Origin of the sequence: Mesorhizobium sp. M0119 (assembly GCF_040322615.1) — a bacterium.
GTDB lineage: Bacteria > Pseudomonadota > Alphaproteobacteria > Rhizobiales > Rhizobiaceae > Mesorhizobium.
The window spans coordinates 129,923-155,188 of sequence record NZ_JAMYTU010000009.1; the positions used below are offsets into that span (position 1 = coordinate 129,923).

At 62.3% G+C, this 25,266-nt stretch carries 22 protein-coding genes and 1 pseudogene; 10 read left to right on the plus strand and 13 right to left on the minus strand.

Annotated features, from left to right (window positions below):
- Window positions 1-4: 4 nt before the first annotated feature.
- The 8 genes from NKJ40_RS11805 to NKJ40_RS31880 all read right to left on the minus strand — a co-directional run bounded on the left by NKJ40_RS11805 (window position 5) and on the right by NKJ40_RS31880 (window position 7,090).
- A complete protein-coding gene (locus NKJ40_RS11805) occupies window positions 5-1,186 on the minus strand; it encodes a glycosyltransferase family 9 protein (protein WP_023674979.1) in 1,182 nt (393 codons plus the stop codon).
- A gap of 6 nt (window positions 1,187-1,192) precedes the next feature.
- Window positions 1,193-2,905 carry an ABC transporter ATP-binding protein gene (locus tag NKJ40_RS11810; protein ID WP_352466249.1) on the minus strand — a complete coding sequence of 571 codons (1,713 nt, stop codon included), beginning with the start codon at window positions 2,903-2,905 and terminating at the stop codon, window positions 1,193-1,195.
- 312 nt (window positions 2,906-3,217) lie between these two features.
- Window positions 3,218-3,844: a class I SAM-dependent methyltransferase gene (locus NKJ40_RS11815; RefSeq protein WP_031211300.1), complete on the minus strand. Its 627-nt coding sequence runs from the start codon at window positions 3,842-3,844 to the stop codon at window positions 3,218-3,220.
- A gap of 382 nt (window positions 3,845-4,226) precedes the next feature.
- Complete coding sequence (locus NKJ40_RS11820) at window positions 4,227-4,481, minus strand: DUF6894 family protein (RefSeq protein ID WP_023674976.1); 255 nt, start codon at window positions 4,479-4,481, stop codon at window positions 4,227-4,229.
- Between the two features lie 113 nt (window positions 4,482-4,594).
- Entirely contained in the window at window positions 4,595-4,819 is a 225-nt protein-coding gene (locus tag NKJ40_RS11825; RefSeq protein ID WP_352466250.1) for a hypothetical protein, read from the minus strand.
- Between the two features lie 263 nt (window positions 4,820-5,082).
- The gene (locus NKJ40_RS11830; RefSeq protein WP_352466251.1) at window positions 5,083-5,250 is read right to left on the minus strand and encodes a hypothetical protein; all 168 of its coding nucleotides are present in this window, start codon (window positions 5,248-5,250) and stop codon (window positions 5,083-5,085) included.
- A 387-nt stretch (window positions 5,251-5,637) separates the two neighbouring features.
- The gene (locus NKJ40_RS11835) at window positions 5,638-5,886 is read right to left on the minus strand and encodes a hypothetical protein (RefSeq protein WP_156937288.1); all 249 of its coding nucleotides are present in this window, start codon (window positions 5,884-5,886) and stop codon (window positions 5,638-5,640) included.
- Between the two features lie 535 nt (window positions 5,887-6,421).
- Window positions 6,422-7,090 carry a DUF982 domain-containing protein gene (locus tag NKJ40_RS31880; protein WP_502896931.1) on the minus strand — a complete coding sequence of 223 codons (669 nt, stop codon included), beginning with the start codon at window positions 7,088-7,090 and terminating at the stop codon, window positions 6,422-6,424.
- Between NKJ40_RS31880 and NKJ40_RS11845 the strand changes: the two genes are divergently transcribed.
- The 5 genes and pseudogenes from NKJ40_RS11845 to NKJ40_RS11865 all read left to right on the plus strand — a co-directional run bounded on the left by NKJ40_RS11845 (window position 6,980) and on the right by NKJ40_RS11865 (window position 14,638).
- Window positions 6,980-8,041, plus strand: coding sequence for a glycosyltransferase family 4 protein (locus NKJ40_RS11845; RefSeq protein WP_023674971.1), 1,062 nt, complete (start codon window positions 6,980-6,982; stop codon window positions 8,039-8,041). The genes NKJ40_RS31880 and NKJ40_RS11845 overlap by 111 nt on opposite strands.
- Window positions 8,042-8,088: 47 nt before the next feature.
- On the plus strand, window positions 8,089-10,251 hold the full coding sequence (locus tag NKJ40_RS11850; protein WP_023674970.1) for an amylo-alpha-1,6-glucosidase: 2,163 nt from the start codon (window positions 8,089-8,091) through the stop codon (window positions 10,249-10,251).
- 180 nt (window positions 10,252-10,431) lie between these two features.
- Window positions 10,432-12,213 carry an alpha,alpha-trehalose-phosphate synthase (UDP-forming) gene (locus NKJ40_RS11855; protein ID WP_352466252.1) on the plus strand — a complete coding sequence of 594 codons (1,782 nt, stop codon included), beginning with the start codon at window positions 10,432-10,434 and terminating at the stop codon, window positions 12,211-12,213.
- Window positions 12,210-13,052: a trehalose-phosphatase gene (gene otsB, locus NKJ40_RS11860; RefSeq protein ID WP_352466253.1), complete on the plus strand. Its 843-nt coding sequence runs from the start codon at window positions 12,210-12,212 to the stop codon at window positions 13,050-13,052. Before NKJ40_RS11855 ends, otsB begins: the two co-directional genes overlap by 4 nt.
- A gap of 139 nt (window positions 13,053-13,191) precedes the next feature.
- A pseudogene (locus NKJ40_RS11865) lies at window positions 13,192-14,638 on the plus strand (NCS1 family nucleobase:cation symporter-1).
- 30 nt (window positions 14,639-14,668) lie between these two features.
- Here the strand turns inward: NKJ40_RS11865 and NKJ40_RS11870 are convergent.
- From NKJ40_RS11870 to tpiA, 5 genes are all read right to left on the minus strand, one after another.
- The gene (locus NKJ40_RS11870) at window positions 14,669-15,208 is read right to left on the minus strand and encodes a DUF1697 domain-containing protein (protein WP_352466254.1); all 540 of its coding nucleotides are present in this window, start codon (window positions 15,206-15,208) and stop codon (window positions 14,669-14,671) included.
- A gap of 10 nt (window positions 15,209-15,218) precedes the next feature.
- Window positions 15,219-16,847, minus strand: a complete 1,629-nt coding sequence (gene pyrG, locus NKJ40_RS11875) for a CTP synthase (protein ID WP_254817292.1) — start codon at window positions 16,845-16,847, stop codon at window positions 15,219-15,221.
- Between the two features lie 147 nt (window positions 16,848-16,994).
- Window positions 16,995-18,116: a L,D-transpeptidase gene (locus tag NKJ40_RS11880; protein ID WP_352466255.1), complete on the minus strand. Its 1,122-nt coding sequence runs from the start codon at window positions 18,114-18,116 to the stop codon at window positions 16,995-16,997.
- A gap of 199 nt (window positions 18,117-18,315) precedes the next feature.
- A complete protein-coding gene (gene secG, locus NKJ40_RS11885; RefSeq protein WP_352466256.1) occupies window positions 18,316-18,762 on the minus strand; it encodes a preprotein translocase subunit SecG in 447 nt (148 codons plus the stop codon).
- Between the two features lie 162 nt (window positions 18,763-18,924).
- On the minus strand, window positions 18,925-19,692 hold the full coding sequence (tpiA, locus tag NKJ40_RS11890) for a triose-phosphate isomerase (protein WP_352466257.1): 768 nt from the start codon (window positions 19,690-19,692) through the stop codon (window positions 18,925-18,927).
- Between the two features lie 142 nt (window positions 19,693-19,834).
- Between tpiA and NKJ40_RS11895 the strand changes: the two genes are divergently transcribed.
- From NKJ40_RS11895 to NKJ40_RS11915, 5 genes are read left to right on the plus strand one after another with little or no spacing between them, the layout of a single operon-like run.
- Complete coding sequence (locus NKJ40_RS11895) at window positions 19,835-21,727, plus strand: SurA N-terminal domain-containing protein (protein ID WP_352466258.1); 1,893 nt, start codon at window positions 19,835-19,837, stop codon at window positions 21,725-21,727.
- Window positions 21,724-22,734, plus strand: coding sequence for an anthranilate phosphoribosyltransferase (gene trpD / locus NKJ40_RS11900; protein WP_352466259.1), 1,011 nt, complete (start codon window positions 21,724-21,726; stop codon window positions 22,732-22,734). Before NKJ40_RS11895 ends, trpD begins: the two co-directional genes overlap by 4 nt.
- A 4-nt stretch (window positions 22,735-22,738) precedes the next feature.
- Window positions 22,739-23,551, plus strand: a complete 813-nt coding sequence (trpC, locus tag NKJ40_RS11905) for an indole-3-glycerol phosphate synthase TrpC (RefSeq protein ID WP_352466260.1) — start codon at window positions 22,739-22,741, stop codon at window positions 23,549-23,551.
- A 2-nt stretch (window positions 23,552-23,553) separates the two neighbouring features.
- Window positions 23,554-24,060: a cyclic pyranopterin monophosphate synthase MoaC gene (gene moaC / locus NKJ40_RS11910; RefSeq protein ID WP_352466261.1), complete on the plus strand. Its 507-nt coding sequence runs from the start codon at window positions 23,554-23,556 to the stop codon at window positions 24,058-24,060.
- Window positions 24,060-25,265: a molybdopterin molybdotransferase MoeA gene (locus NKJ40_RS11915; RefSeq protein WP_352466262.1), complete on the plus strand. Its 1,206-nt coding sequence runs from the start codon at window positions 24,060-24,062 to the stop codon at window positions 25,263-25,265. The genes moaC and NKJ40_RS11915 overlap by 1 nt, the downstream gene beginning before the upstream one ends.
- Window position 25,266 lies beyond the last annotated feature (1 nt).

Consider the following 25,266-nt stretch of genomic DNA (forward strand, 5'->3'; position numbering starts at 1 on the left):
TGTTCTATCGTCCTCGGGGAGCGTCGGAAAGCGTCGTCAGGATCGACGAGAGCCGCCGGCCGGCCTCGTCGAGCACCAGCGACCAAGGGCGCCCCTCCTTGCGAATGACAATGCCCTTCGGATACCAAGGTGTCCGGTCGCCGGTCACCGGCCATGCCGTCTGAAAATTATCGTCGATGAGGAAAACAGTCGGCACGCCAATGGCTCCGGCAAGATGGGCCGCCGTATTGCTGATCGTCACGACAGCATCGAGTGCGGCGACCTGTGCGGCGAAACGGTCCATGTCGACCATTTGGTCGACGCTGTCGTCAAAGATCAGACGCGCGTCGTTGCCGTTGCGAAGGCGCCGCAACGCCGGCTTGATCTGTCCGTACTGGAGCGAAACGAATGTCGCTTGTGTCTGGGCGATGAACCGTGCCCATTCAGGAAAATCAGGCACGTCCTTGGTGTGGGACTTGCTGCCCCAGGAGAGACCGACCAGCGGCAGATCCGTCATCGAGCGATAGCGCTTGCGGAATGCCTCGACGAGTTCAGGATCTGCCCGCAGCGGTACGAAGTCGGCAGCAAGCTTTTCGGCGTCGCGTCCGAACACCCAGGCGAGATCTTCGAAAGTCGCGTGTTTGTCGCCGACCACATCCCGCTGCGCCGGGACCACGGTCGCCTTCGGGAACGTTCGCTGCAGAATTGATACCAGGCGCGGCTCGACCCGAATTGTTGCGCTTTGGGCATAGGCAGCGGCAGCGCCGGCCAGTCGCGCGTGGCGGATAACCCGGCCAAGGCTGCGCGGGTCATCCTCCACAAGATCGATCAGCAGTGTATCCGATCCGAGATTCTCGCCGGTCCACTCGTTGGCGCTCTTCCCTTTCCGCAGCCGGCGAGCGGAAAGCCGAAGCTCAGCTGCCCGCGCAAAGTTGCCAAGGCGTTCGAACGCCTGGCCCGCCTTCTGCATCAGCTCCGGGTCGCGATTATGATCGGCCGTGACAGCCATCTCATTGGTACCTGCTTCAAGGCCTTTCCAGTCCCTGCGCACGATCAGGGCCTCAACCTTGGCCTGCAGCTCAAGAATGGAACGAGGCTGCTTGGGACCGGAAAACAACCTGCGCACCGCCTTTTTGTACCGGCGCACCTGAAGGCCCAGTCCACCAATCACATACCGGACATAGGAACCGTGATAAAAGCTGGTCATCGGCCGTCAGCGCAATACGCTCTGCCGCAGCTTTTTGCCGCTTTCGACCATCGGATCGGGCGTCTCCAGGTGGAATATCGAACGATATATCTCGCTGTGCTTGGCAAGCTGGTCATGCGTTCCAGCATCGACGAGCTGTCCGGCGTCAAACACGAGAATACGATCGGCCGCCTTGATTGTAGACAGCCTGTGCGCAATGCAGATCACCGTGCGCTGAAATGTGTTGTCGAAGGCTGCCTCCATAACCGCCCGTTCGTTTTCACCGTCAAGCGCGGATGTCGCTTCGTCATAGACGATTACCGCAGCATTCTTGAGCAGGGCGCGCGCGATGGCAACGCGTTGTTTCTGGCCGCCGGACAGGTTGGTGCCGCTTGGCCCGACAAGCGTGTCGAGCCCGTTTTCGAGCGCCGAAGCAAAGCTGGTGACCCGGGCGAGGTTCGCAGCAGACTCGATTTCCTGATCCGTGGCATTCGGGCGGCCGTCGCGAATGTTGTCGCGGATCGAGCCTTCGAACAGGAAGACGTCCTGGGATACCAGTGCGATGTTATCGCGAACGTCGGCCAGGCTGATCTTCGAAATGTCCTTTCCGTCGATCAGGATCCTGCCCTTGTCCGGCTCCATCAGGCGCAGGATCAGATTGACGATGGTGGTCTTGCCGGCGCCGGAGCGGCCGACGATCGCCAGCTTCTCACGAGGTCGCACGTCGAAGGAAACACCCTCGAGCGCGGGGCTGTTGCCGTCATAGGAAAAGGCCACATCTTCAAAGCGGATACCACCATCGACGTCGGTCAGACGCTCGCCCGCAATCGCGAGTCGCCGTTGCTCGGGCATGTCGATCAAATCATACATCTGCTCGACGGCGACCATTTGCTTCTGGATGTCGACATTGACCCGGGCCAACCGCTTGGCAGGCTCATAGGCAAGCAGGAACGCGGTAATGAAGGCCATGAATTCGCCGGGCGTCTTGCCGTTGCCGAGGGTCTGCCAGCTGGCGTACATAACGAAAAGCCCGATGATCACGCCGCCGCCGGTCTCCATCAATGGGCTCATCAATGCTGACGTCCGGTTGATCTGGATGCCACGTCTTTCCATCTTGCGGACGGCCTTTGCAAAGCTGGCAACGGCCTTGTCCTCGAGCTGGAAGGACTTGATGGTGCGGATGCCTTCGACGGCTTCCGTGCCGATCGACTGGACTTGTGCCGCCAATTCCGTCTCGCCCCTCGCCAGCGCCTTGAGCTTCCTTGTTATCGCGCCGACTGACAGGAACAGCATCGGCAGAACCGCCACGGATATCAGCGACATCACCGGGTCCTGCTTGACCATGACGCTGGCCAAGGCAATCAGGGTCAGCAGATCAGAGACGGCGCTGCTCGTGAGGGTGAGAATAACGGTCGCCCCGGCGCGCGCGTTGAACATGATTTTGGAGATGAATTTTGCCGGATGCTGGTTCGCGAAACGGCTGATGTCGAAATACACCATTCGGGAAAATTGCCGGTTTTGCAGGTCCGAAACGATAGCCCGGCGAATCTTTCCCGTCGTGATGGTCTGGCAGTAGGCAGCTATGCCCTTGACCAAGAAAATGCCGATGATGACGGCGCTGATACCCGATACAGCGGCGGCGTCTCGCTCGACATAGATGGTGTTGATCATGACTTTCATGATCCAGGCCGCCGCGCCGGTCGCCGCAGCAGCGGCGATCGAGCACAGCAAACCTGTCACATACAGCATCTTGTGCGGCGGCAGATTTTCGCCAATCAGACGCTTGATCAGCGGATATGCTGGGGCCGTTGACACTCGTTTCTTTGTAATCATCTCGTCGCCGCCCGTTGCGATCCCGTCCGGTCTTCGCGTTATCTTGAAGCGCGAGACGGTTTCGATCACCTGTCTGTGGCTTCGTTCCCGACCGCAGTCAATGCCGAACCGGATCCTTGCACGTCATCGGCCTATGACCGTCGGTTCCTCGCATCCGAGCATAGCGGACCCCAGCCACGCGGCTCTTGCGCCATTCGTCGTCGGCCGCGCTATGCCTGGTCAGTGTTTCGCGAGGACCATGAGATGGCTTCCAAGAGGCGATGTGTGATTGCTTTTGATTGAAAAGCCCACATCCGAAAGCACCGCGATCATCTCCTTATCCTTGCCAGGAGGGACGCGGGCAACGATCGTTTGAGCACGCCCGGCGATATCGCACAGCACGCTTCGCGCCTTGTCCGCGCCGAGGCTCCACTGCATGTGGTGGTAGACTGCCAGCAGCATGACGATGTCGTATTGCGGTTGGAGAACATTTTGCAGCTTCCGGCTGCCAAGATCGAGACAATCGAACCGGCTTTGGACCGGACAACCCAGGAAGATCATCCTGGCCGTCTCGATATGCGGCTTGAGAATGTCGATCCCATGGATCGAACTCGGTCCTAGCTTGGATATCTCATAGGCGACAACACCCATGTTGCAGCCAACATCGAGAATGGATTTCCCGGCGTAGTCGACCTCTGCTGAGAATAGGCCGTCCAGTCGGTCGTCCCACGTTCCCTTGAATCTCTTTTGCTTATTTGACCACCACAAATCATTGTTCTCCAAAAACGGCGCCGGACTGGTTTCCTTGACGGAGGGGGACTGTGCGCCCGGCCTAACTCGGTCCAGTTGCTGGCGCGCAAACGACACTGTCCTGAGCGTCCTGTAAACGCAACCGCGGGAGAAAGGAACTCCTGATCACAGCATCCTGCGAAGACGTTTCGGTAAGTTGACGAACACCCGGCCCGACAAATCGACATATGGGTTGGAAATGGCAACGTCGCTTGGCGCCCCCTACCCGTGCCTGCCCTCGAGTTCCTGAAACGCACGATAGCCCGGGCCGGCACCACGCAGGGACATAAGTAATGCCCCCGTCGGCAAGGCAAGCCATATTTGTTCTTGCTTTGTGCCGGCAGCTATGCTACTAATTTGCCTATGGTGCTGATTTGCACCAACGACCGTCTTGCCGCGACATGCGGTTTTTCAGCCAGGCTCGATCAAAGCTCGCCCGCATCGCGGGGCCTTCGGCGAATCACGGCCGAGTGCCAGCCTTTTCGGCAGCTTCCGAGAATGGAAATCGGAAAAGCAGGTTCCGGTTCTCGTCGCAGATTTCGAAGGAAAGACCTGTCAGGACCGGGCTGCCGCTGAGCAGACCCTCGGCCAGGATTTCCTTGGCCGAAGCCATGGCGTTGTCCTGGGCGGCAGACAGGCCATCCAGCTCCTGCCCCTCGAAATCTTCCGTCAAGCGGCCGTCATTGTTTCGGAAATGAAAAAAATATCTCGGCATGCCTGCTCCGGTTGGTTGGTTTATCTAGTCGCAAGCGGTCTCAGGAACAGCGTCGGATTTGTGCACGACAGCACCGTGCGATTTTGGCGTTGGGATTCATGGCGTTTAGGCCTTCATGCGTCAGGTCGATCGAACAGTACCCCCAGCCCGTGTTCGAACGCACATGCCGCAATCATGTCGTCCAGGGCTTTTCCGGAGGCCGGGCAATTCGGCATGACGGCCCTGATCGCGATCTCAGCCGCTGCGGTGGAAACCGCATCGTGGCGCCTCTTGCTGGTCTCCATGTGCTGCTCGAGCAGAATTTTCAGGCGCCGCGCGGCAATCTCGTCAACGACCATCGTTCTCCCTCGATTCGGCACAATGTCCGTCTTCCGGGTCTGTCCTCCGGATGAAGGTCCGCTGCCATTGGGTAGCAGCGGACCACTCGGCTGGGTGAGCCAATGACCCGAGGCGGGGGTGTCTCGGACCGCCACCACAATAGCTTCGGCAGGCCACTCGTTCCACAGAACGCTGTCGTTGGTAATTTTCGTACACTGAGCATTGCCACAGACAGTCTGCGACCGTGGGATTTTTGCGCTATGCCCGTAGCCTGATAACCGGATCAGCTTCGGCTTCGATCGACATAGGTGTAGATGCCCGCGCCGATCGCGACCGCTCCTACAGTGATCAGAATCGATGGCACACCCATTAACGTGGCGATGATCCCCCAGACAATGGCGACGGCAATCGCGCCGGCCGTTCCCAGCACCAGTCTAAGCCGTTTCGACATTATCCATTCCCCCAAAAGTGCATCTTTGGCCTTTTCCGGTCGAAATACCGCAATGCGGCACCATTGTCTGCGCTTCGTCCAACTTTTTATGCCGCCCCTGAGCCCCGATCACTGAGGCGTAAGCGATCCGTGTGCGGCCTTGTTGCAAACACCCACTCGACAATCAGGAAGCTTGGGCGCGGGCCCGAGAAGCGAGGCGTCAGAAAGCGAGGTATCTATGCAAAATTTTCGGAATTTACTCCGGTTCTCGATCATGGCCATGGCGGCCACGACAACCGCAATAGTCATCACCGGGCTTACCCCCGAGACAACCGAAGCGACTTTGATTTGCCATGGGTTGGTCTGCCAGAAGGCGAGCAATGAAGGCAGTGCCTTCGGCGCCAAATATCAGCGCAAATGCACCTGCGAAAATGTAAGCGAGGGCGCTAACAACCATCCCTCCCCGCACAATGTCAACAAGGGGCCCATCGGCGGCTCAAGCAGCAGCAGCGGATCGAGCGGCGCCAGCAGCTCAAGCGGCACCACCAGTTCGAGCGGCAGCAGCGGTTCGAGCGGCAGCAGCGGATCCAGTGGCGGCAACGACGGAACAAGCAGCGGCGGGTCTAACGGCAGCGGCGGAGTGTAGCGGCTGCTCAAGCGGCTCCGGTGGCGGCGCCACTCGAGTTGAACCGTGGCGGCGACCACGCGGCCGGCAACGACGATCGATCCTCACGACAACGGGAGTAGTAGTATGACGCTCCGACCGAAATCGGCGACCGCGCCCCTCACCGGCCTTGCAGGATTGCTTGGTCTTGCGCTCACCGTCGCGATGCTCGCCGACAGAAGCTGGCCTGTGCATTTGCAGGCCATGACTGTCATTGCAGCTACTACTGCAGCAATGATCGCGGTCGACACGGCTTATTTCCAGACGTTTCGAAGGCGTTCAACGGGATTGCAGGCGAAGCCGATGCGAGCGCTTGAAGTCGAGCGTGTCGTGCGCAAGCTCATCGGCTTCATCGTTACGCTCACGACCATTGCCGCAGTCTACTGGATAGTGCCGGAATACCGGCGTGAGTTTTACGCCCCCTACTGGGCAGCGCTCTACGACACCTTGCCGGCGCTGCTCGTCGGTCGCCGATCGGGCGCTCCGGCTGAATGCCACCCTTGCTCGGACCATCTGCGGCAGTCGGCGCTATCGCCTCAAGGCGTGATCGCGATGCCGATCCTCGCCGCTCATCGGCAACGGCCGATCGCCCTCGAGCAGGCGGGTGATCCGGGCGAAGCCGGCAAAAGCCTTTCTCGCTTCCTCGGCCGACATCCGGCCGGCCATGGCCGCAGCGCAGCAATTCACGGCGCACTGGTAAACCGGCCCGCGCCGCCCCGCCGGCCATTTTCGCAAGAATGCCATTGCTTCGGCAACGCTGTCGATCTCCTCCACAGGCTGTCCCTGTCCGCGCAAAACCCGCACGGGCGAAAAGAATTGCAAGCGGTCCATCATTTCCTCCCCGTCGACCGGATGCGTGCGATCGAACCCCACCAAACTCGCGAACCCGACTTTGGTTCCCGGCAAAAGAGGGCTTGGCCTGAAAAATGTTGGCTGCACGAGACGAGCAGCGGTGGACGCGCCCGGCAGCTCCAATTGGGTGACATCTTGCCCCAATTGGGTGACATCTTGCCATTGTACGGGAACGTTAGCGCGGCTGATGCATTTCGATGCCACGAGCAGTCTTTTTGAGGGAAATGCCAAAACATGAGAATAGCCCATGTGGCGCCGCTCCATGAATCCGTGCCACCCCGGTTCTATGGAGGGACGGAGCGCATCGTCTCCTATCTGACCGAAGGATTGGTCGAGCTTGGCCATGACGTGACCCTGTTCGCCAGTGGCGATACCAAGACGTCGGCGAAATTGGTGGCGTGTCGCGAGCGCGCGCTCCGTCTCGATCCGCGCCCGCACAAATCCGAAACCGCGGCGCATCTCTCGATGCTCGCCGAGGTGAGGAGCCGTGCGCAACAGTTCGACATCATCCATTTCCATCTCAGCCACTTCCTGCATTTTCCTTTCTTCGAACACATGCCCGACCGGACGGTGACGACACCGCATGGCAGGCTCGACTATGTCGACCTAGCCCCGGCCTACGAACATTTTCCGCGCTTTCCGATGATCTCCATTTCCCGCAGCCAGAGAACCGGGCTACCCAGGGCCAATTGGCTGGCGACCATCCATCACGGGCTGCCGATCAATATGTACGAGCCGACTTTCGAGACGAATGCGGACGAGCCGTATCTGGCCTTTCTCGGCCGGCTGTCGCGCGACAAGCGCCCGGAGCGTGCCATTGAGATCGCCTTGCGCTCCGGGCTGAAACTGAAGCTTGCAGCAAAGATCGGCGACGACGACCGCCCTTTTTTCCACGACACGGTCGAGCCGCTGATCGACGGCGACCGTGTCGACTATATCGGCGAGATCGAAGAGGACAGAAAAGCGGAATTCCTCGGCAAGGCGGCCGGCCTGCTGTTTCCGATCGATTGGCCGGAGCCGTTCGGTCTTGCCGCGATAGAGGCTATGGCCTGTGGCACGCCGGTAATCGCCTGGAAATGCGGTGCCCTGCCGGAGATCATCGACTACGGCGTGACCGGTTTCCTTGTCGATACGGTCGATGCCGCAGTCACCTCGATACCGGAATTGCTGCGCCTCGACAGGCGACAGGTGAGAGCCGTGTTCGAAAACCGTTTTTCTGCCACGAGAATGGCCCACGACTATGTGGCTGCCTATGCGCGCCTGATCGGTACTCCCGGTGAAGCGAGAGCGTCCTGATCGGCGTCATTGTGGACGTTGGAACGAAACGACAGAGCTTGTGACGTATGAATCAACTCGACGAGCGTAAGCTTGATCCCGCCGTAGCCCTTGCCTCCCTCGACGAGGTTGCGCCCCGGGAGCCGCACCGGCTGTTCGCCCTCAAGCAAGCCGACTGCTTCGCGGTGGCCGACGCCTATGGCGACATCCGCGGCGCCGGCGATGGCTTTTTCCGAGACGACACGCGTGTGCTTTCGGAATTCCGGCTGACGGTCGGTGGCCGGCAAATGTCGTTGCTCGGCGCCTCGCTCAGCCAGGACAATGTGCTTTTCACCTCGAACCTGACCAATCTGCCGATCCAGAGTGTCGGTGGTCGCGACATTCCGCAGGGCGCGATCCACATAGAACGCGTCAGGCTGCTTTGGCAGGACCGGCTGTTCGAGCGCATCACCCTTTCCAACTACAGCCAGGAATCGTCGGCCATTCGGGTTTCCTTGCATTTCGCAGCAGATTTCCGCGACATGTTCGAGGTGCGCGGTTCGACCCGGCTCAAGCGCGGAATAGCCCACGCCGCCGAGACCAGTCCGACATCCGTGGTGCTTCGATATGACGGGCTGGACCAGCTCGTGCGCCTGTCGGCGATCTCGTTCTCGCAGGCGCCGGACAATTTGACCGCCAGCCGCGCGGATTTCCTGGTTGCGGTGACGAAGCGCAGCAGCGAGGTCCTCTATATCGAGGTCGGCCCGGAAGTGGCGGAGACACCCGACCGCGACCGTTTTCGGGCTGCTGCCGCCCGCGCTCGCTTCGGCATGCGCGCCAAACGCCGCCACGGCGCGACGGTGCACAGCTCCGGCCGCGTCTTCAACGACTGGATCGAACGCGCGCGCGCGGACGTGGCGTTGCTGACCACCGAGCTTTCAACCGGACCTTACCCCTATGCCGGCATACCCTGGTTCTCGACGGCATTTGGCCGTGACGGGGTGATTTCCGCACTGCAGATGCTGTGGTTGAATCCTGGGCTGGCGCGCGGCGTACTCGCCTTTCTCGCCCAGCATCAGGCGACCGAAACGTCGCCGTTCAGCGATTCGCAGCCGGGCAAGATCATGCACGAGACCCGCAAGGGCGAGATGGCGGCACTGCGGGAGCTCCCGTTCGGCCGCTATTACGGCGGCGTCGATACCACGCCGCTCTACATTCATCTCGCTTGCGCCTATGCGGATCGTACCGGCGACATGGCGTTCGTCGACAGCCTGTGGCCATCGCTCTGTGCAGCGGCCGAATGGACGGAGGAGACAAGCCGCGCGACCGGCTTCGTTACCTACCAGCGCGGCGCCGAGACCGGCCTTGCCAACCAGGGCTGGAAGGACAGTTTCGATTCCGTCTTCCATGCCGATGGCCGCATGCCCAAGGGGCCGATCGCCCTGGTCGAGGTGCAAGGCTACGTCTTTGCCGCGTTCCGTGGGCTGGCGGCGCTCGCCCGCCGCCGCGGCGAGGACGACAAGGCCGATCATTGGGAGGAACGCGCCGAAACCATGCGCGCCGCGGTGGAACGCCATTTCTGGATGGACGATCTCAATTTCTATGCACTGGCGATCGATGGTGCAGGCGAGCTCTGCAAGGTACGGACGTCGAATGCCGGCCATCTTCTCTTTGTCGGGCTGCCCGAGCCGGAACGGGCGCAGATGGTCGCCGATCAGCTGCTCTCCGCGTCGTTCCACTCTGGTTGGGGAGTGAGGACGCTGGCCGACGATGCGATATTCTTCAACCCGATGTCCTACCACAATGGTTCGATCTGGCCGCACGACACCGCCATGTGCGGTGCCGGCTTGGCACGTTATGGCGTGCGCGACAGCGTGGTCCGGCTGATGAGCGGCACGTTTGAATCGGCTGTCCATTTCAACATGCGGCTGCCGGAACTGTTCTGCGGCTTTACCCGGTCGCCGGGCGAAGCGCCGATCGCCTATCCCGTCGCGTGCCTGCCGCAAGCCTGGTCAGCGGGATCGGCCTTCATGCTGATGCAGGCCTGCCTTGGGCTCGAAATCGACGGCTGGAACAGCGAAATCCGGGTCACCCGCCCAAGGCTGCCGATCGGCATCGACACGCTGACATTGCGGCATCTGGGTGTCGGCTCGACGGTGGTCGACCTCACATTCCAGCGTGTCGGCGACCGGGTCGTCGCCTTTCTCGCCGATCGGTATGAGGGAATGGTGCCGCTCATCGTGCGCACTTGATGCCGCCGCGCTGCGGCGCATCGAAAATGACGCGCAGCATTGCAATCGTCCGGAACCGATAGCCTCTTTGTGCGTTGCAAAAAATGGGCGGCGCGGGAACGCTGTCGTTGTCACACGGCTGCGAACCAGAAAAACAAATAAAAAACGGCTATCAGCTGGCCGGAGGCGAGATCACATTCCATGTCAGATTATACTGTAAACCTGCTCTGGGTTTTGCTGATTGCAAGTTTTGGCTTTTCCGCTTTTGCCATTCTCCTATCGATATCCCGCCAGCGTCGCGGCCGCGCAACGGCGGCCGCATACACGCCGAGCGAGGATGTCGCATCGGAAGCGGCACGCAAGGTGCTGCGCGAGTTCGAAAAGAACGGCCAGTCGGCCGATGCGGCACTGGTCACGTGGTCGCCCGACACTTTGCGCAAGATCCTGGCCGACGACCTGCCGGACGCACAGGTCATCGTGGTGTCCAACCGCGAACCCTACATCCACAACATCAAAGATGACGGGGTCCAACTTTTGGTGCCGGCCAGCGGGCTGGTTTCGGCACTCGAGCCCATCACCCGCGCCTGTGCCGGCACCTGGATCGCCTATGGCGGCGGCACGGCAGATCGCCTCACCGTCGACAAAGACGACCGGGTGCAGGTGCCGCCAGGCAATCCGTCCTACACGCTGCGCAGGGTCTGGCTGACGGAGGAGGAATATCAGGGCTATTATCTGGGATTCGCCAATGAGGGCCTATGGCCGCTTTGCCATATCGCCTTCACCCGCCCCGTCTTTCGCGCCTCGGACTGGGACGCCTACGAGGCCGTCAACCGCAAATTCGCCGATACGGTGGTTGCCGAAGCCCGCAACGAACGGCCGATCGTGCTGGTGCAGGACTACCATTTTGCGCTGCTGCCGCGCATGATTCGCCAGCGCCTGCCGGACGCGATAGTCATCACCTTCTGGCACATCCCGTGGCCCAATTCGGAAGTGTTCAGCATCTGTCCGTGGCGTGAGCGGATCCTGGAAGGACTGCTCGGCAGTTCGATCATCGGCTTTCATACCCAATTCCATGCCAACAACTTCACCGAAAGTGTCGACCGCTTTCTGGAGAGCCGGATCGAACGGGCAGACGCGGCAATCTCCTATGGTGGGCAGACCACATTGGTTCACGCCTATCCCATTTCCATAGAATGGCCGGCCCAATTGCTGGCAAAACTGCCGTCTGTGGAGGAGTGCCGCGCCAGCGTACGCGACAGATTCGGCCTGTCTGCGGATACCAAACTATGCGTTGGCGTCGAGCGCCTCGACTACACGAAAGGCATTCTCGATCGCTTCCATGCCTTGGACGAATTGTTCACGAGATATCCCGAATGGATAGGCAAGGTGGTTTTCCTGCAGATCGCCGCGCCGAGCCGGGGGACATTGCCCGCCTACCAGCAACTCCATGACGAATGCCGTCGCTGTGCCGAGGAGCTCAACCGGCGATATGGCAGCGAGACATACAGCCCTATCCTGATGGTCGCCGAACATCATCGGCAGGAGCAGGTCTACGAGGTCTATCGCGCCGCCGACATCTGCATGGTCACCAGCCTGCATGACGGCATGAACCTTGTCGCCAAGGAATTCGTCGCGGCGCGCGACGACGAACAGGGCGTGCTTTTGCTCAGCACCTTTGCCGGCGCCTCGCGCGAACTGCTGGAAGCACTGATCGTCAACCCCTACGATGCGGCCATGATGAGCGAGGCGCTGTTGCAGGCGCTGACGATGACGCCGGATGAGCAGCGCGAGCGTTTGCGGCCGATGCGCGAGATGGTCCGCGACAACAACGTCTACCGCTGGGCCGGCAGCATGCTGCTGGATGCCGCGCGCCTGCGCAAACGCGGCGATCTCGACAGGGTGACCGGAACCGGCGAGCGCCCGCCATCGAACACCAACAACGTCATCTCGATGTTCGAGCGGGCACGAAAGGCAGCATCGTGAAAAGCTTTGAACAACCGCCGGCGTTGAACCTGCCGGCAGGGCAATGGGCGCTCTTCCTCGACATAGACGGAACCCTGCTGGAACACGCTGCCCATCCCGACGCGGTGTTCGTCGGCGAGGAATTGCGCAACCTGCTTGGACACATCGAGCGGCGGCTGGATGGTGCGGTCGCCTTCATCACCGGCCGATCGATCCCCGCCGTGGACAAGCTGTTCCATCCGCTGAAGCTGCGGATCGCCGGACTGTATGGGCTGGAGCACCGGCTGACGCCGACCGGTCCGATCGATGCCGCCGACGCGCCGGCCGACATCTCCGCCCTTGCCGACGAGATCGAGGCCGAACTGGGCAGCGGCAAGGTCTATGTCGAGCGCAAGGGGCCGGTCCTTGCCGTTCATACAAGAGCAGCACCGCAACTGCTTGCGCCCGCAATCCAGCTGGTCGAACAGGCATTGGCCCGGCTTCCGAAGGGTTATCGGATGCTTCCGGGAAACGCCGGCGTCGAGCTCATGCCTTTGGAAGCCGTCAAAGGTGCTGCCATCCGGCGTTTTATGGACATTCCGCCCTTTATCGGCCGGCGGCCGATATTCCTCGGAGACGATACATCGGACGAACACGGTTTCGAGGCGATCAACGAAATTGGCGGCATCTCCATCCGCGTGAAGCCGAACGGACCGACGGCCGCAAACTACGCCCTCGACGACGTGACCGGCGCAATAGCCTGGCTCGAGGCCAGTTTCGAGACGTCGGCGGTGGCCGGTGCTCGACCGGCCGGCAAGCAAGCAGCGACCGAATCAGCGGCGAAGCTCAATATCGCAGCCACGGCATCGTCCGGCCGATAAGCGCGTTTCTCATTAAATGACTTTAAGCCCCAAGCCGGCAAATCGTCTGCTTGCCGGTTCCCCTGCGTCAGGCTTAACCTGCGTGCCATGCGTGGAGGCGCGTGCGGTTGCAAGGGGAGGACAAGGGGAGGACATAGCAATGACCATACAAGGCGCATCACCGGACCTGTACAATGAGGATCTCGCCCCGGCGAAGGTTCGAAACTGGGGACCGTTCTCGATCTTCAACGTCTGGACGTCGGACGTCCACAGCCTGTGGGGCTATTATCTGGCGGCCAGCCTGTTCCTGTTTTGCGGTGGCTTCGTCAACTTCATCATCGCCATCGGTATCGGTTCGCTGACCATCTATGCGTTGATGAACATGGTCGGTTATGCCGGCGTGAAGACCGGCGTACCCTACCCTGTCCTGGCGCGTGCCTCCTTCGGCATCTGGGGCGCCAACATACCGGCGCTGCTGCGCGCCATCGTCGCCTGCTTCTGGTACGGCGGGCAGACGGCGGCCGCCTCCGGCGCGATCGTAGCCCTGCTGATCCGCTCGCAGTGGTTCGCCGACTTCAACCAGAGCACACATTTCCTCGGCCACTCCGGGCTCGAGGTGATCTGCTTCGTCGTCATCTGGGCGCTGCAGCTCCTGATCATCCAGAAGGGCATGGAAACGGTGCGCCGCTTCCAGGATTGGGCCGGACCGGCGGTGTGGGTGATGATGCTGATCCTGGCGATCTATCTTTGCATCAAGGCAGGCACCTTCGCCTTCACCAGCGACATCCCGATGGATGTGCTGCTGGAAAAGACAAAGGACGCGGGCGTGCCGGGCACGCCGGGCTCCTGGACCTCGCTGTTTGGGGTGGCGGCGATCTGGGTGACCTATTTCTCCGCGCTCTATCTCAACTTCTGCGATTTCGCGCGCTATGCCCCGGACAAGGCATCGCTGCGCAAGGGCAACATCTGGGGCCTGCCGATCAATCTTGTCCTGTTCTCGCTGGTCGCCGGCGTGACCACGATCGCCGCCTTCGACGTCTATGGCGAGGTGCTGCTGCATCCCGACCAGATTTCGGCGAAATTCGACAGCTGGTTCCTGGCGGCGCTCGCAGCCCTGACCTTTGCGGTGGCGACGCTCGGCATCAATGTTGTGGCGAACTGTCGCCGGCCTTCGACTTCTCCAACGTCTTTCCACGCCAGATCGACTTCAAGAAGGGCGGCTACATCGCGGCGCTGATCGCGCTGGTGCTCTATCCATTCGCGCCCTGGGAAGGCGGTGCCGCCTCCTTCGTCAACATCATTGGCGCGACGATGGGGCCGATCTTCGGCGTGATGATGGTCGACTACTACCTGATCCGGAAGGGCGATGTCGACGTCGAGGCACTCTACAGGGAGAATGGCGAATTCCGCTTTCAAGGCGGCTGGCATGTCAATGCCTTCATCGCCGCCGCGCGGTCTTCTCCTCGATCCTGCCCAACTTCACCAGCCTGCTGCCGTCATGGTGGGGCGTCTATGGCTGGTTCTTCGGCGTGGCAATTGCCGGCGTCATCTACTACGTGCTGCGCACGATGGCACTCGGTGCCGGAGCCAGGATAGCCAAGGCCTGAACGGACTCGGGGCGGCGCGAGCCGCCCCGTTTATTCAGCGACCATCTTGGCCAGGCGGCGCACTGTATTCCAGTTGCGCGAGGTGCCGATGCCGAGACGTTTGTGGCTCACCGCCGCAAGCAGCCGCGAACTCGGCGTCTCGCGGGAAAAGACGATCCAGATGTCGCCGCCGACAATCCGCAGCTTCTCGTCGTTGCCGGCATAGGCCTCTAGCGCCGCGGCGGTCTCGGCGGGAACGGGCGCCCGCATCACGCGCACCGCCACCTGGTCCGCGGCCTCGGCCGATTCGGCTGGGAACGGATTGCCGGCCGCCAGCCTCAGCCAGCCGTCGGCGCGGCGCACGATGATGTCGACGTGGCGGCCGAAAGTCTTTGCGAACGCCGCCTCCAGCCGCTGCTCCAACGCCGCAAGTTCTGTTTCTTGCGCCTCGAAGACCAGATTGCCGGTCGCTACCAGCGTGCGCGGGTTATTCAGACCCAGGCCTTCGGCCATCGCCTTCAGATCGGACATGACGACCCGCCGCCCCTCGCCCAGGACAATGCTGTAGAGCAGCGCGAGGTAAGTTTGCATGGCGGCTAGTCTAGACCAGCCGCGACTGCTCTACCGCCGCCTCGATGAAGCTGGCAAACAGCGGGTGCGGATCGAGCGGTCGGCTTTTCAACTCGGGATGGTACTGCACGCCGATGAACCAGGGGTGGTCGGGATATTCGACCGTTTCCGGCAGCACGCCGTCCGGCGACATGCCGGCAAACACCAGGCCGCAATTCTCGAGCCGCTCCTTGTAGTCGACATTGACCTCATAGCGGTGACGATGGCGTTCGGAAATCTGCGTATCACCATAGATCTCGGCGATCTTCGATCCCTTGGCGAGGTCGGCCTGGTAGGCACCGAGCCGCATGGTACCACCGAGGTCGCCGGTTTCCCTGCGCTTTTCCAGCATGTTGCCCTTCAGCCATTCGGTCATCAAGCCGACGACCGGCTCCTCGGTCGGGCCGAACTCGGTCGATGATGCGTGCTCGACGCCGGCCAGCGAACGCGCCGCCTCGATGCAGGCCATCTGCATGCCGAAGCAGATGCCGAAATACGGCACCTTGCGCTCGCGCGCGAACTTCGCCGCCAGGATCTTGCCCTCCGAGCCGCGCTCGCCAAAACCGCCGGGGACGAGAATGCCATGGACCTTCTCCAGCCACGGCGCCGGGTCTTCCTTCTCGAATATCTCGCTTTCGATCCAGTCGAGCTTGACCTTGACCCGGTTGGCGAGGCCGCCATGCGACAGCGCCTCGATCAGCGATTTGTAGGCGTCCTTGAGGCCGGTATATTTGCCGACGACGGCAATGGTCACTTCGCCTTCCGGATTGTGGATGCGGTTGGATACCGCTTGCCACCGTTCCATGCGCGGCTTCGGCGCCGGATCGATGCCGAAGGCGGCCAGAACTTCCGAGTCGAGCCCTTCATTGTGATAGGCCATCGGCACGTCGTAGATATGCGGCACGTCGAGCGCCTGGATGACGGCGCTTTCGCGGACATTGCAGAACAGCGACAGCTTTCTGCGCTCTTCCTTGGGGATCGGCCGGTCGGCGCGGACCAGCAGTATGTCGGGTGCAATGCCGATGCCGCGCAACTCCTTGACCGAATGCTGCGTCGGCTTGGTCTTCAGTTCGCCCGCTGTCGGAATGTAAGGCATCAAGGTCAGGTGGACGTAGACGGCGTTGTTGCGCGGCAGGTCGTTGCCGAGCTGGCGGATCGCCTCCAGGAACGGCATCGCTTCGATGTCGCCGACGGTGCCGCCGATCTCGCACAGCACGAAATCGTAGTCGTCGTTGCCGTTGAGGACGAAGTTCTTGATCTCGTCGGTGACGTGCGGAATGACCTGCACGGTGGCGCCTAGATAGTCGCCGCGCCGCTCGCGCTCGATGATGTTCTTATAGATGCGGCCGGTGGTGATGTTGTCCTGCTGGTTGGCCGAGCGGCCGGTGAAGCGCTCATAATGGCCAAGATCGAGATCGGTCTCGGCCCCGTCATCGGTCACGAAGACTTCGCCGTGCTGGTAGGGCGACATCGTGCCTGGATCGACATTGAGATAGGGATCGAGCTTTTTGATGCGTGCGCGATAGCCTCGCGCCTGCAAGAGAGCCCCAAGGGCCGCTGCAGCAATGCCTTTTCCAAGTGAGGAAACCACGCCGCCTGTGATGAATACATATCGCGCCATGGGAGTCATCGCTTAACGCGGCCGAATTGATTCCGCCAGAGAAAAAACCGCCGCGAAGGCTTTTTCCCAAGAAGGCGCTCTGGTCGTTGGCGTATCAAAACAAAAGGGCCGGCGAGGCCGGCCCTTTTGGCACGATCTGTCAAAGCGTCAGATGATGACGACTTTGGTGCCTACTTTCACCCGGCGGTAGAGATCCATTACGTGCTCGTTGATCATGCGGAAGCAGCCATTGGAGGCGCTGGTTCCGATCGACTGCGGCGCGATGGTGCCGTGAATGCGCAGGTGGGTATCTTTCTTGCCGTCGTAAAGATAGATGGCGCGCGCACCGAGCGGATTGTCGCCGCCGCCGGGCATGCCGTCCTTGTACTGGCCATAGTGCTTGGGTTCGCGCTTTTGCATATCCAGCGTCGGAATCCAGCGGGGCCATTCCTGCTTGTCGCCGACGGCAACCGTACCCTTGAACTGCAGGCCTTCCCGGCCGACCGCGATGGCATAACGGCGGGCGGTTGACGATGATTCGACGAGGTAGAGGCGACGGGCGCTGGTATCGATGACGATGGTGCCGGGGTTGTAGCCGGTGAATTCGACCTCCTGCGGCACGAATTCCGGCTTGACCTTCAACTGCCGCTTGGCCTGTTTCCTTTCGAGCGCGGCGTCGAGCGCGCGCGTCTCCGGAAGCAGCGACATCGACGAAGAGGATGTGCCGCCGAACAGTCCCGCGAACAGCCCGACGCTCTGCGGCTTCTGCCCAACCGGTTCGCTGCGCAACTCGCCATTGTTGCCGGTCAGCGCAACGTTCATGGCCTCGGCCGGGATCGGCTCGGCCGACTGGATCGGCGCGATAGGCGTAATCGGTTCGATGATGTTGACGGTCTTCTTCTTGGCCGGCGTGGCGTCAGCCACCTTAGCCGCCGCGAGCGGCTGGCCCTTCTTGGCAAGGAATGCCTGCCGTTCCGCATCGGCTTTGGCTTTCGCCGCCTCCCGCATCGCCAGCTTCCTGGCTTCGAGTGCCTTGGCGCGAGCGGCTTCCTTGTCGGCCGCGATCTTGGCTTCGATCTTGCGGATCTGCGCAAGGTCGTCCGGCGTCGGATCTTTCTTCTTCTTGAGAAGCTTCAATTGCGCTGCATCGCTTTTGGCAGCGACCTTGACGACGTCGGTTGTTGTTGCGGCTTTGTGGGCCGAGTTTGCCGTCGGCATGGCCGCGTAAGCGGGCGCACCTAGGCTGAGCACGGCACAAAGGCCGGCAAAAATGAAGCTGCGAAGCTGCATGGGGAAGATCCGATCGTTCAATGCTTGTTGCCCACGGCGTCGCCCGGCGCCCCCCAAGGACGCCGAGAATGCCGCGTGCAACGTATAATCGATTAGCCGGAAGCGCCTCAAGCGTGAGGCGCGGTCGAATCTTCTTGATCGTGCGGCATTTGCCGCGACTGTGTTCAAACGACAACAGATCGCGGCATAACTTGCCCGATTACTGGTTGGGGACCTGCGGCGTGGCCGGCGCTGTGGCGCCGTTTGTCGCTGGCGGCGTCGCCGGAGCGGTTGCCGGCGGCGTCGTTGCCGCACCATTGCCGGACGGCGGGGTCGGCGCCGTGGTGCCCGAAGGCGGCGTCGGCGTCGTGGTTCCGGGCAATTGGTTGAGTACGCCCTTGCCGTCCGAGGTTGCCGGCACGCGATCGAGAATGTCGATCGGCTTCTCGCCATAACGCGCGACAATCGACAGTGTCAGCGAAGTGACGAAGAAAGCCGCGGCCAGGATCGCCGTCGCCCGCGTCAGCGCATTGGCGGCGCCTCGCGCAGTCATGAAGCCCGATCCGCCGCCGATGCCGAGGCCGCCGCCTTCGGAGCGCTGCAGCAGCACCACGCCGACAAGCGCGAGCACGACCATGAGGTGGACGACGATCAGTACGGTTTCCATAATTTATCCTGGCAAGGCCTTGCGCGGCCGCTGATTTGGAGGCGGCTCAATACAATGCTTTGACGGCATTTCCAAGCCCGTGGCCGGAATATGGGGAGCAATGCGTCCTTTGCAACGATTTCGGCGCCGGCCGTCGCTCAAATCCAGCAAGCTGTCCCGGTATCAAGCGATGTTTCGATAGGCTTCCGCGATGCCGAGGAAGTCCGCTGCCTTCAGGCTGGCGCCGCCGACCAGCGCGCCGTCGACATTCCTGACGCCGAGCAGCTCGACGGCGTTGGACGGCTTGACCGAGCCGCCGTAGAGAATGCGCATCTTGGCCGCCGTATTGCCAAGCTTCCGCGCCAGTTCTTCGCGGATATGGGCATGTGCCTCGGCGACGTCGGCGGCAGTCGGCGTCAAGCCGGTGCCGATCGCCCATATTGGCTCATAGGCAATGACGGTGTTGGACGCCGTGGCATTTGGCGGGACCGAGCCAGAGACCTGGCGCGACAGCACGTCGAGCGTGGCTCCTGCTTCGCGTTCGGCTCTTGTCTCACCAATGCAGATGATGGCCACCAGCCCGGCGCGCCATGCAGCGGAGGCCTTGGCCTGCACAATGGCATCGTCTTCCTTGCGATCGGCGCGGCATTCGGAATGGCCGACGATGACATGGCTGGCACCTGCATCCTTCAGCATCTCGGCCGAAATGCAGCCGGTATAGGCGCCGCTTTCCTCGGTATGGCAGTCCTCCCCGCCGGCCCGCACCGGCGTGCGCGACAGAATCTCGGCGGCGTGCGCAAGCAAGGTCGCCGGCACGCAGACCACCGCTTCGGTCTCTGCGTCGAGCCCGCTCATGAAGCCGTTGCCGATCATCCTGAGCTCGTTGAGCGAGGCGCTGGTGCCGTTCATTTTCCAGTTGCCGGCGACGAGCGGGCGGATTCCAGGCGTCATAGGATTTGTTTCTCCGGGCAATTTCAAGCTGGCCCTCACTATCAAAATCAGGCCACAAAGCAATCGACAGTGGGCAGGAAGGGCGCTATTGCGCTTGTTTCAGACTCGGCGCATGCGAAATGCGCAAAAATCGGAAGTACTCATGCTTGGTATGTTGAGAAGCGCGGCGGGGACCTGGGTCGCGAAACTGCTGCTGTCATTGTTGGTGTTGAGCTTCGCCATCTGGGGCATCTCGGGGCGGCTGATGGGCGGTCTTGCCGGCCATGACGCCGTGATTACGGCCGGAGGCACCAAGGTCTCGATTAACGAATACCGCCTCGCCTACGATCGCCAGCTCAGCGTCATGTCGCAGCAATTCGGTCAGCGCATCAGCCGTGAGCAGGCGACGGCGCTCGGCATCGACAACCAGGTGCTGGCGCAACTCGTGTCGGGCGCCGTCCTCGACGAGCAGGCCCGCAAGCTCGGCCTCGGCCTGTCCAAGGACCGGCTCGCCGAACTGACGCGTGAAGACCCGGCGTTCAAAGGGCCTGGCGGAACCTTCGACAGGCGAACCTTCGAGTACCTGCTTCGGCAGATCGGCATGCGGCCGGAAGACTATTTGAAGAACCGCGCCCAGGTCGCGGTCCGCCAGCAGATCGTCGAGGCGGTTTCGGATGGCCTCAAGGCTCCGGATACGTTCTTCAAGGCGGTCGCGCTCTATCGCGGCGAAGATCGCACCATCGATTACCTGACCTTGCCGAAATCGCTTGTCGAGCCGATAGAAGCGCCGTCCGACAGCGTGCTTTCGGCCTATTTCGGGGAAAACAAGAAGACCTACGCCGCGCCCGAATACCGTAAGTTCTCCTATGTCAGGCTCGAACCGGAAGACATCATGGATTTGAGCGCGGTGACCGACCAACAGGTCAGCGACGACTACAACAAGAACAAGGCGCGCTACACCACGCCGGAGATGCGCACCATCGAGCAGCTTGTATTCAAGACGCCTGACGCTGCAAAGGCGGCGCTCGATTCGCTCAGGACCGGCGCGACCTTCGACAAGATCGTCGCCGCCGAAGGCAAGACGCCGGCCGACACGCTGCTCGGCACGCTGGCCAAGGACAAGATCGCCGACAAGGCGGTTGCCGATGCTGCCTTCAAGCTCAACGTCAATGAAGTCAGCCCGGCCGTGCAAGGCGCCTTTGGCCCCGTTCTGCTGCGCGTCACCGAGATCAAGCCGGAAGTGGTGAAGCCGTTGGCCGAAGTATCCGAGCAGATCCGCAAGGATCTGGCACTGGGCGAGGCAAGCCGCATCTTGCTGGACGTCCACGACAATTATGAGGATACGCGCGCCTCCGGCAGTTCGCTCGCCGAGGCAGCCGCCAAATTGAAGCTGAAGGTCGTCACTATCGACGCCATCGACCGCACCGGCCGAAGGCCGGATGAAAGCATCGTCAAAGACCTGCCGGAATCGCCGGCCCTCATCAAGGCGGTGTTCGAATCCGAACCCGGAACCGACAATGAAGGTCTCACCACCGCCGATAACGGCTTCGTCTTCTACGACGTGAGCGCGATCACGCCGGCCCGTGACCGCACGCTGGACGAAGTCCGCCAGAAGGTCGTGGCCGACTGGACCGCGGCGGAGACTACCAAACGGCTTACCGCAAAGGCACAAGAGCTCGAGAAGCGTCTCAAGGCCGGCGCCACGCTCGAGGTGATCGCCGGTGAGCTCAAGCTCGAAAAGCAGACCAAGCGCGGTGTCAAGCGCGATGCTGACGACGTCGATTTCGGCAAGGAAGGGGCCGCCGCGATGTTCGGCGTCGGCGAAGGCGGCACCGGGCTGATCCCCTCGCCCACCGGCGACGGACAGATCCTGTTCAAGGTTGCCGAGGTATTCGAGCCCGCCGGGGCCGACGCCAGCTCAGTACCCCAGGACGCACAGAAATCCTTCACCTCCGGCATGTCCGACGATCTGCTCGACCAGTTGGTGGCGCAGTTGCAGACGCAATATGACGTCCGCATCGATCAGACGGCCGTAACCCAAGCCCTGGCCAGATGAGCGCGCTGAAGATCCACATCGCCAAGGTCGCCGCCGGCAGCGCTCTTTCGTTCGAGGAGGCGCGCGAGGCCTTCGACATCATCATGTCCGGCGATGCCACCCCCGGCCAGATCGGCGGCTTCCTGATGGCATTGCGCGTGCGCGGTGAGACGGTCAGCGAGATCGCCGGCGCCGTCGCCACCATGCGCGCCAAGATGCTGCGCGTCGAAGCTCCCGAGGGCGCCATCGACATTGTCGGCACCGGCGGCGACAATTCGCACAGCGTCAACATTTCGACCGCATCCGCTTTCGTCATCGCCGGCAGCGGCGTGCCCGTCGCCAAGCACGGCAATCGCGGACTGTCCTCGCTGACCGGCGCCGCCGATGTGCTGATCGCATTGGGCGTCAAGATCGACATCCCTCCGGAGACGATCGGCCGCTGCATCCACGAGGCCGGCGTTGGCTTCATGTTCGCGCCGGCGCATCACCCGGCGATGAAGCATGTCGGCCCGACCCGGGTCGAGCTCGGCACCCGCACCATCTTCAACCTGCTGGGCCCGCTTTCCAATCCGGCCAGTGTCAGACGGCAGATGGTCGGCGTGTTCCTGCCCGAATGGATCATGCCGGTGGCAGAAACGTTGAAGGAGCTTGGTGCCGACCATGCCTGGGTCGTCCATGGCGACGGCTATGACGAGATCACCACCACCGGCGAGACGCAGGTCGCCGAATTGGCCGGCGGCGAGATACGCAGCTTTACGCTGACCCCTGAAGCAGTCGGGCTGACGCGTCACACCAAGGACGAGTTGCGCGGCGGCGACGCCGCCCACAATGCCCAGGCAATGCGCGACATGCTCGGCGGCGCCGCCGGCGCCTTTCGCGATACGGTGCTGATGAATGCCGGCGCCGGGCTGGTGGTGGCCGGCAAGGCGACGACACTTGCCGACGGCATGGTGACGGCAACGCAGGCCATCGACAGCGGCCGCGCGCTAAAAGTGCTCGACAGGCTGGTCGAGATTTCGAACGGTTAAAACTATGTCCGACATCCTGCGCAAGATCGAGGCTTACAAGCGCGACGAGATCGCGGCGGCCAAAGCGCAAGTGCCGTTTGCCGAGATCAAGGCACGGGCGACGGATGCCGACGCGCCGCGCGGCTTTCTTTCCGCCCTTGAGGCAAAGCGCAAATCCGGCAGGTTCGCGCTGATTGCCGAAATCAAGAAGGCTAGCCCGTCCAAAGGCCTGATCCGCGCCGATTTCGATCCGCCGGCGCTGGCCAGGGCCTATGCGAAAGGCGGTGCCGCCTGCCTTTCGGTGCTGACCGACGCGCCCTCCTTCCAGGGGGCGCCCGCGTTCCTCAGCAATGCGCGCGCCGCCGTCGAATTGCCTGCCTTGCGCAAGGATTTCCTGTTCGACCCCTATCAGGTCTACGAGGCCAGGGCCTGGGGCGCCGATGCCATCCTGATCATCATGGCCAGCGTCGACGACGCGTTGGCAAGAGAACTCGAAGCGACAGCTTTCGGGCTGGGCATGGACGCGCTGGTCGAAGTGCATGACGAGGCGGAAATGGAACGTGCGCTGCGGCTGTCATCGCGGCTGATCGGCATCAACAACCGCAATCTCCGGACCTTCGAAACCAGCCTCGAGACCTCGGAACGGCTGGTCGCGATGGTGCCGGCCGACCGCCTTCTGGTCAGCGAAAGCGGTATCTTTTCGCATGACGATTGCCGCCGGCTGGAGCGGAGCGGCATCGCCACTTTCCTCGTCGGCGAGAGCCTGATGCGTCAACAGGACGTGGCCGTGGCAACCCACCTGCTTTTGACGGGCAAGGCGCCGGCAGAGGCGATCTGACGATGGCTGCCGCCCTCACCCATCTTGGCGCGCAGGGCGAAGCCAATATGGTCGATGTCGGCGACAAGGCTGAGACGGTGCGCACGGCAGTCGCCGAGGGCTTCGTATCGATGCGGCCCGAGACGCTGGACATGATCCTCGCCGGCAACGCCAAGAAGGGCGACGTGCTGGGCACCGCGCGCATTGCCGGCATCATGGCGGCCAAGAAGACGCATGAACTGATCCCGCTCTGCCATCCGCTGCTGCTGACCAAGATATCTGTCAATATCGAGCCGGACGCCGCGCTGCCCGGCCTGAAAGTGACGGCATTGACCCGCGTCACCGGCAAGACCGGCGTTGAGATGGAGGCTCTTAGCGCCGTCTCGGTCGCTTGCCTGACCATCTACGACATGGCCAAGGCGGTCGACCGCGCCATGGTCATCTCCGGCATCAGGCTGGTTGAAAAGACCGGCGGCAAATCCGGCGACTACAAGATCACCGGAGACGGGGCCACCGAGGCAGGCCGATAATGGCGCTAGTCCCAGTTGCCGAGGCGCTCGAGCGTCTGCTGGACGGCGCAGCAGCGCTGCCGGGCGAACGCGTCGCACTGCTGGATGCCGCCGACCGCGTGCTGGCGGAGCCGGTTGTGGCGCTCCGCACCCAGCCGCCGTTCAACGCCTCCGCCATGGACGGCTATGCCGTGCGGGCGGCCGACATCGCGTCCGTACCGGCAAGGCTTTCGGTGATCGGCATGGCGCCGGCCGGACGCGGCTTTGCCGGAACGGTGCAGCAGCGGCAGGCCGTGCGCATCTTTACCGGCGCGCCGCTTCCCGAAGGCGCCGACACCGTCGTCATCCAGGAGAACGTCCGCGATCTCGGTGGCGGCAGCGTCGAAGTGACGGAACCGACGGTGCAGGGGCGCAACATCCGCCGCCTCGGGCTCGATTTCGCCAAGAGCGATGTCCTGCTGCCCAAAGGCCGCCTGCTCGATCCGGCGGCCTTGTCGCTGGCGGCGTCGGCCAACCACCCCGAGGTCCGCGTGGTCAAACGGCCGCTGGTCGCCATCATCGCCACCGGCGACGAATTGCTGCCGCCGGGCAGCGATCTTGGCCCCGACCAGATCATCTCCTCCAACGCCTATGGTGTCGCCGCTGCCGCACAGTCGGTCGGTGCGCGCGCGCTCGACCTTGGCATCGCGCCGGACCGCAGGGAGGCGATCGCTGCGCTGGTTGAAAAGGCCGTGAAGGCTGGCGCGAACGTCATCGTCACGCTGGGCGGTGCCTCGGTCGGTGACCACGACTTCGTCCATGACGTGCTGACCGGGCAAGGCGTGACGCTCGATTTCTGGAAGATCGCCATGCGGCCGGGCAAGCCGCTGATGTTCGGGCGGCTGGGCGACATTCGCTGCATCGGCCTGCCCGGCAATCCGGTGGCGAGTCTGGTCTGCACCCAGCTCTTCCTGAAGCCGCTGCTGGCGCGCCTCGGCGGTCGCGCCTTTCAGCAGGATATACGTCAGGCACGGCTCGGTGCTGCCATGCCGGCCAACGATCTCAGGCAAGATTATGTGCGGGCTGTTGTCACAGACGACGCCGGTACGCTCGTGGCGACGCCGTTCGGCATCCAGGACTCCTCGATGCTGAAAATGCTGGCCGATGCCAACGGGCTGATCGTCCGCGCGCCGTTCGCGCCTGCCGCGGCGGCGGGCTCCCCCTGCGGCGTGCTGATGCTACGCTGAA

Coding starts and splice junctions, on each gene's coding strand:
- NKJ40_RS11805 (WP_023674979.1), bottom strand. CDS start 1,186: ATGACCAGCTTTTATCACGGTTCCTATGTCCGGTATGTGATTGGTGGA.
- NKJ40_RS11820 (WP_023674976.1), bottom strand. CDS start 4,481: ATGCCGAGATATTTTTTTCATTTCCGAAACAATGACGGCCGCTTGACG.
- NKJ40_RS11825 (WP_352466250.1), bottom strand. CDS start 4,819: ATGGTCGTTGACGAGATTGCCGCGCGGCGCCTGAAAATTCTGCTCGAG.
- NKJ40_RS11830 (WP_352466251.1), bottom strand. CDS start 5,250: ATGTCGAAACGGCTTAGACTGGTGCTGGGAACGGCCGGCGCGATTGCC.
- NKJ40_RS11845 (WP_023674971.1), top strand. CDS start 6,980: ATGAGAATAGCCCATGTGGCGCCGCTCCATGAATCCGTGCCACCCCGG.
- NKJ40_RS31880 (WP_502896931.1), bottom strand. CDS start 7,090: ATGGCCAAGCTCGACCAATCCTTCGGTCAGATAGGAGACGATGCGCTC.
- NKJ40_RS11850 (WP_023674970.1), top strand. CDS start 8,089: ATGAATCAACTCGACGAGCGTAAGCTTGATCCCGCCGTAGCCCTTGCC.
- NKJ40_RS11855 (WP_352466252.1), top strand. CDS start 10,432: ATGTCAGATTATACTGTAAACCTGCTCTGGGTTTTGCTGATTGCAAGT.
- NKJ40_RS11870 (WP_352466254.1), bottom strand. CDS start 15,208: ATGCAAACTTACCTCGCGCTGCTCTACAGCATTGTCCTGGGCGAGGGG.
- pyrG (WP_254817292.1), bottom strand. CDS start 16,847: ATGGCGCGATATGTATTCATCACAGGCGGCGTGGTTTCCTCACTTGGA.
- NKJ40_RS11880 (WP_352466255.1), bottom strand. CDS start 18,116: ATGCAGCTTCGCAGCTTCATTTTTGCCGGCCTTTGTGCCGTGCTCAGC.
- secG (WP_352466256.1), bottom strand. CDS start 18,762: ATGGAAACCGTACTGATCGTCGTCCACCTCATGGTCGTGCTCGCGCTT.
- tpiA (WP_352466257.1), bottom strand. CDS start 19,692: ATGACGCCTGGAATCCGCCCGCTCGTCGCCGGCAACTGGAAAATGAAC.
- NKJ40_RS11895 (WP_352466258.1), top strand. CDS start 19,835: ATGCTTGGTATGTTGAGAAGCGCGGCGGGGACCTGGGTCGCGAAACTG.
- trpD (WP_352466259.1), top strand. CDS start 21,724: ATGAGCGCGCTGAAGATCCACATCGCCAAGGTCGCCGCCGGCAGCGCT.
- trpC (WP_352466260.1), top strand. CDS start 22,739: ATGTCCGACATCCTGCGCAAGATCGAGGCTTACAAGCGCGACGAGATC.
- moaC (WP_352466261.1), top strand. CDS start 23,554: ATGGCTGCCGCCCTCACCCATCTTGGCGCGCAGGGCGAAGCCAATATG.
- NKJ40_RS11915 (WP_352466262.1), top strand. CDS start 24,060: ATGGCGCTAGTCCCAGTTGCCGAGGCGCTCGAGCGTCTGCTGGACGGC.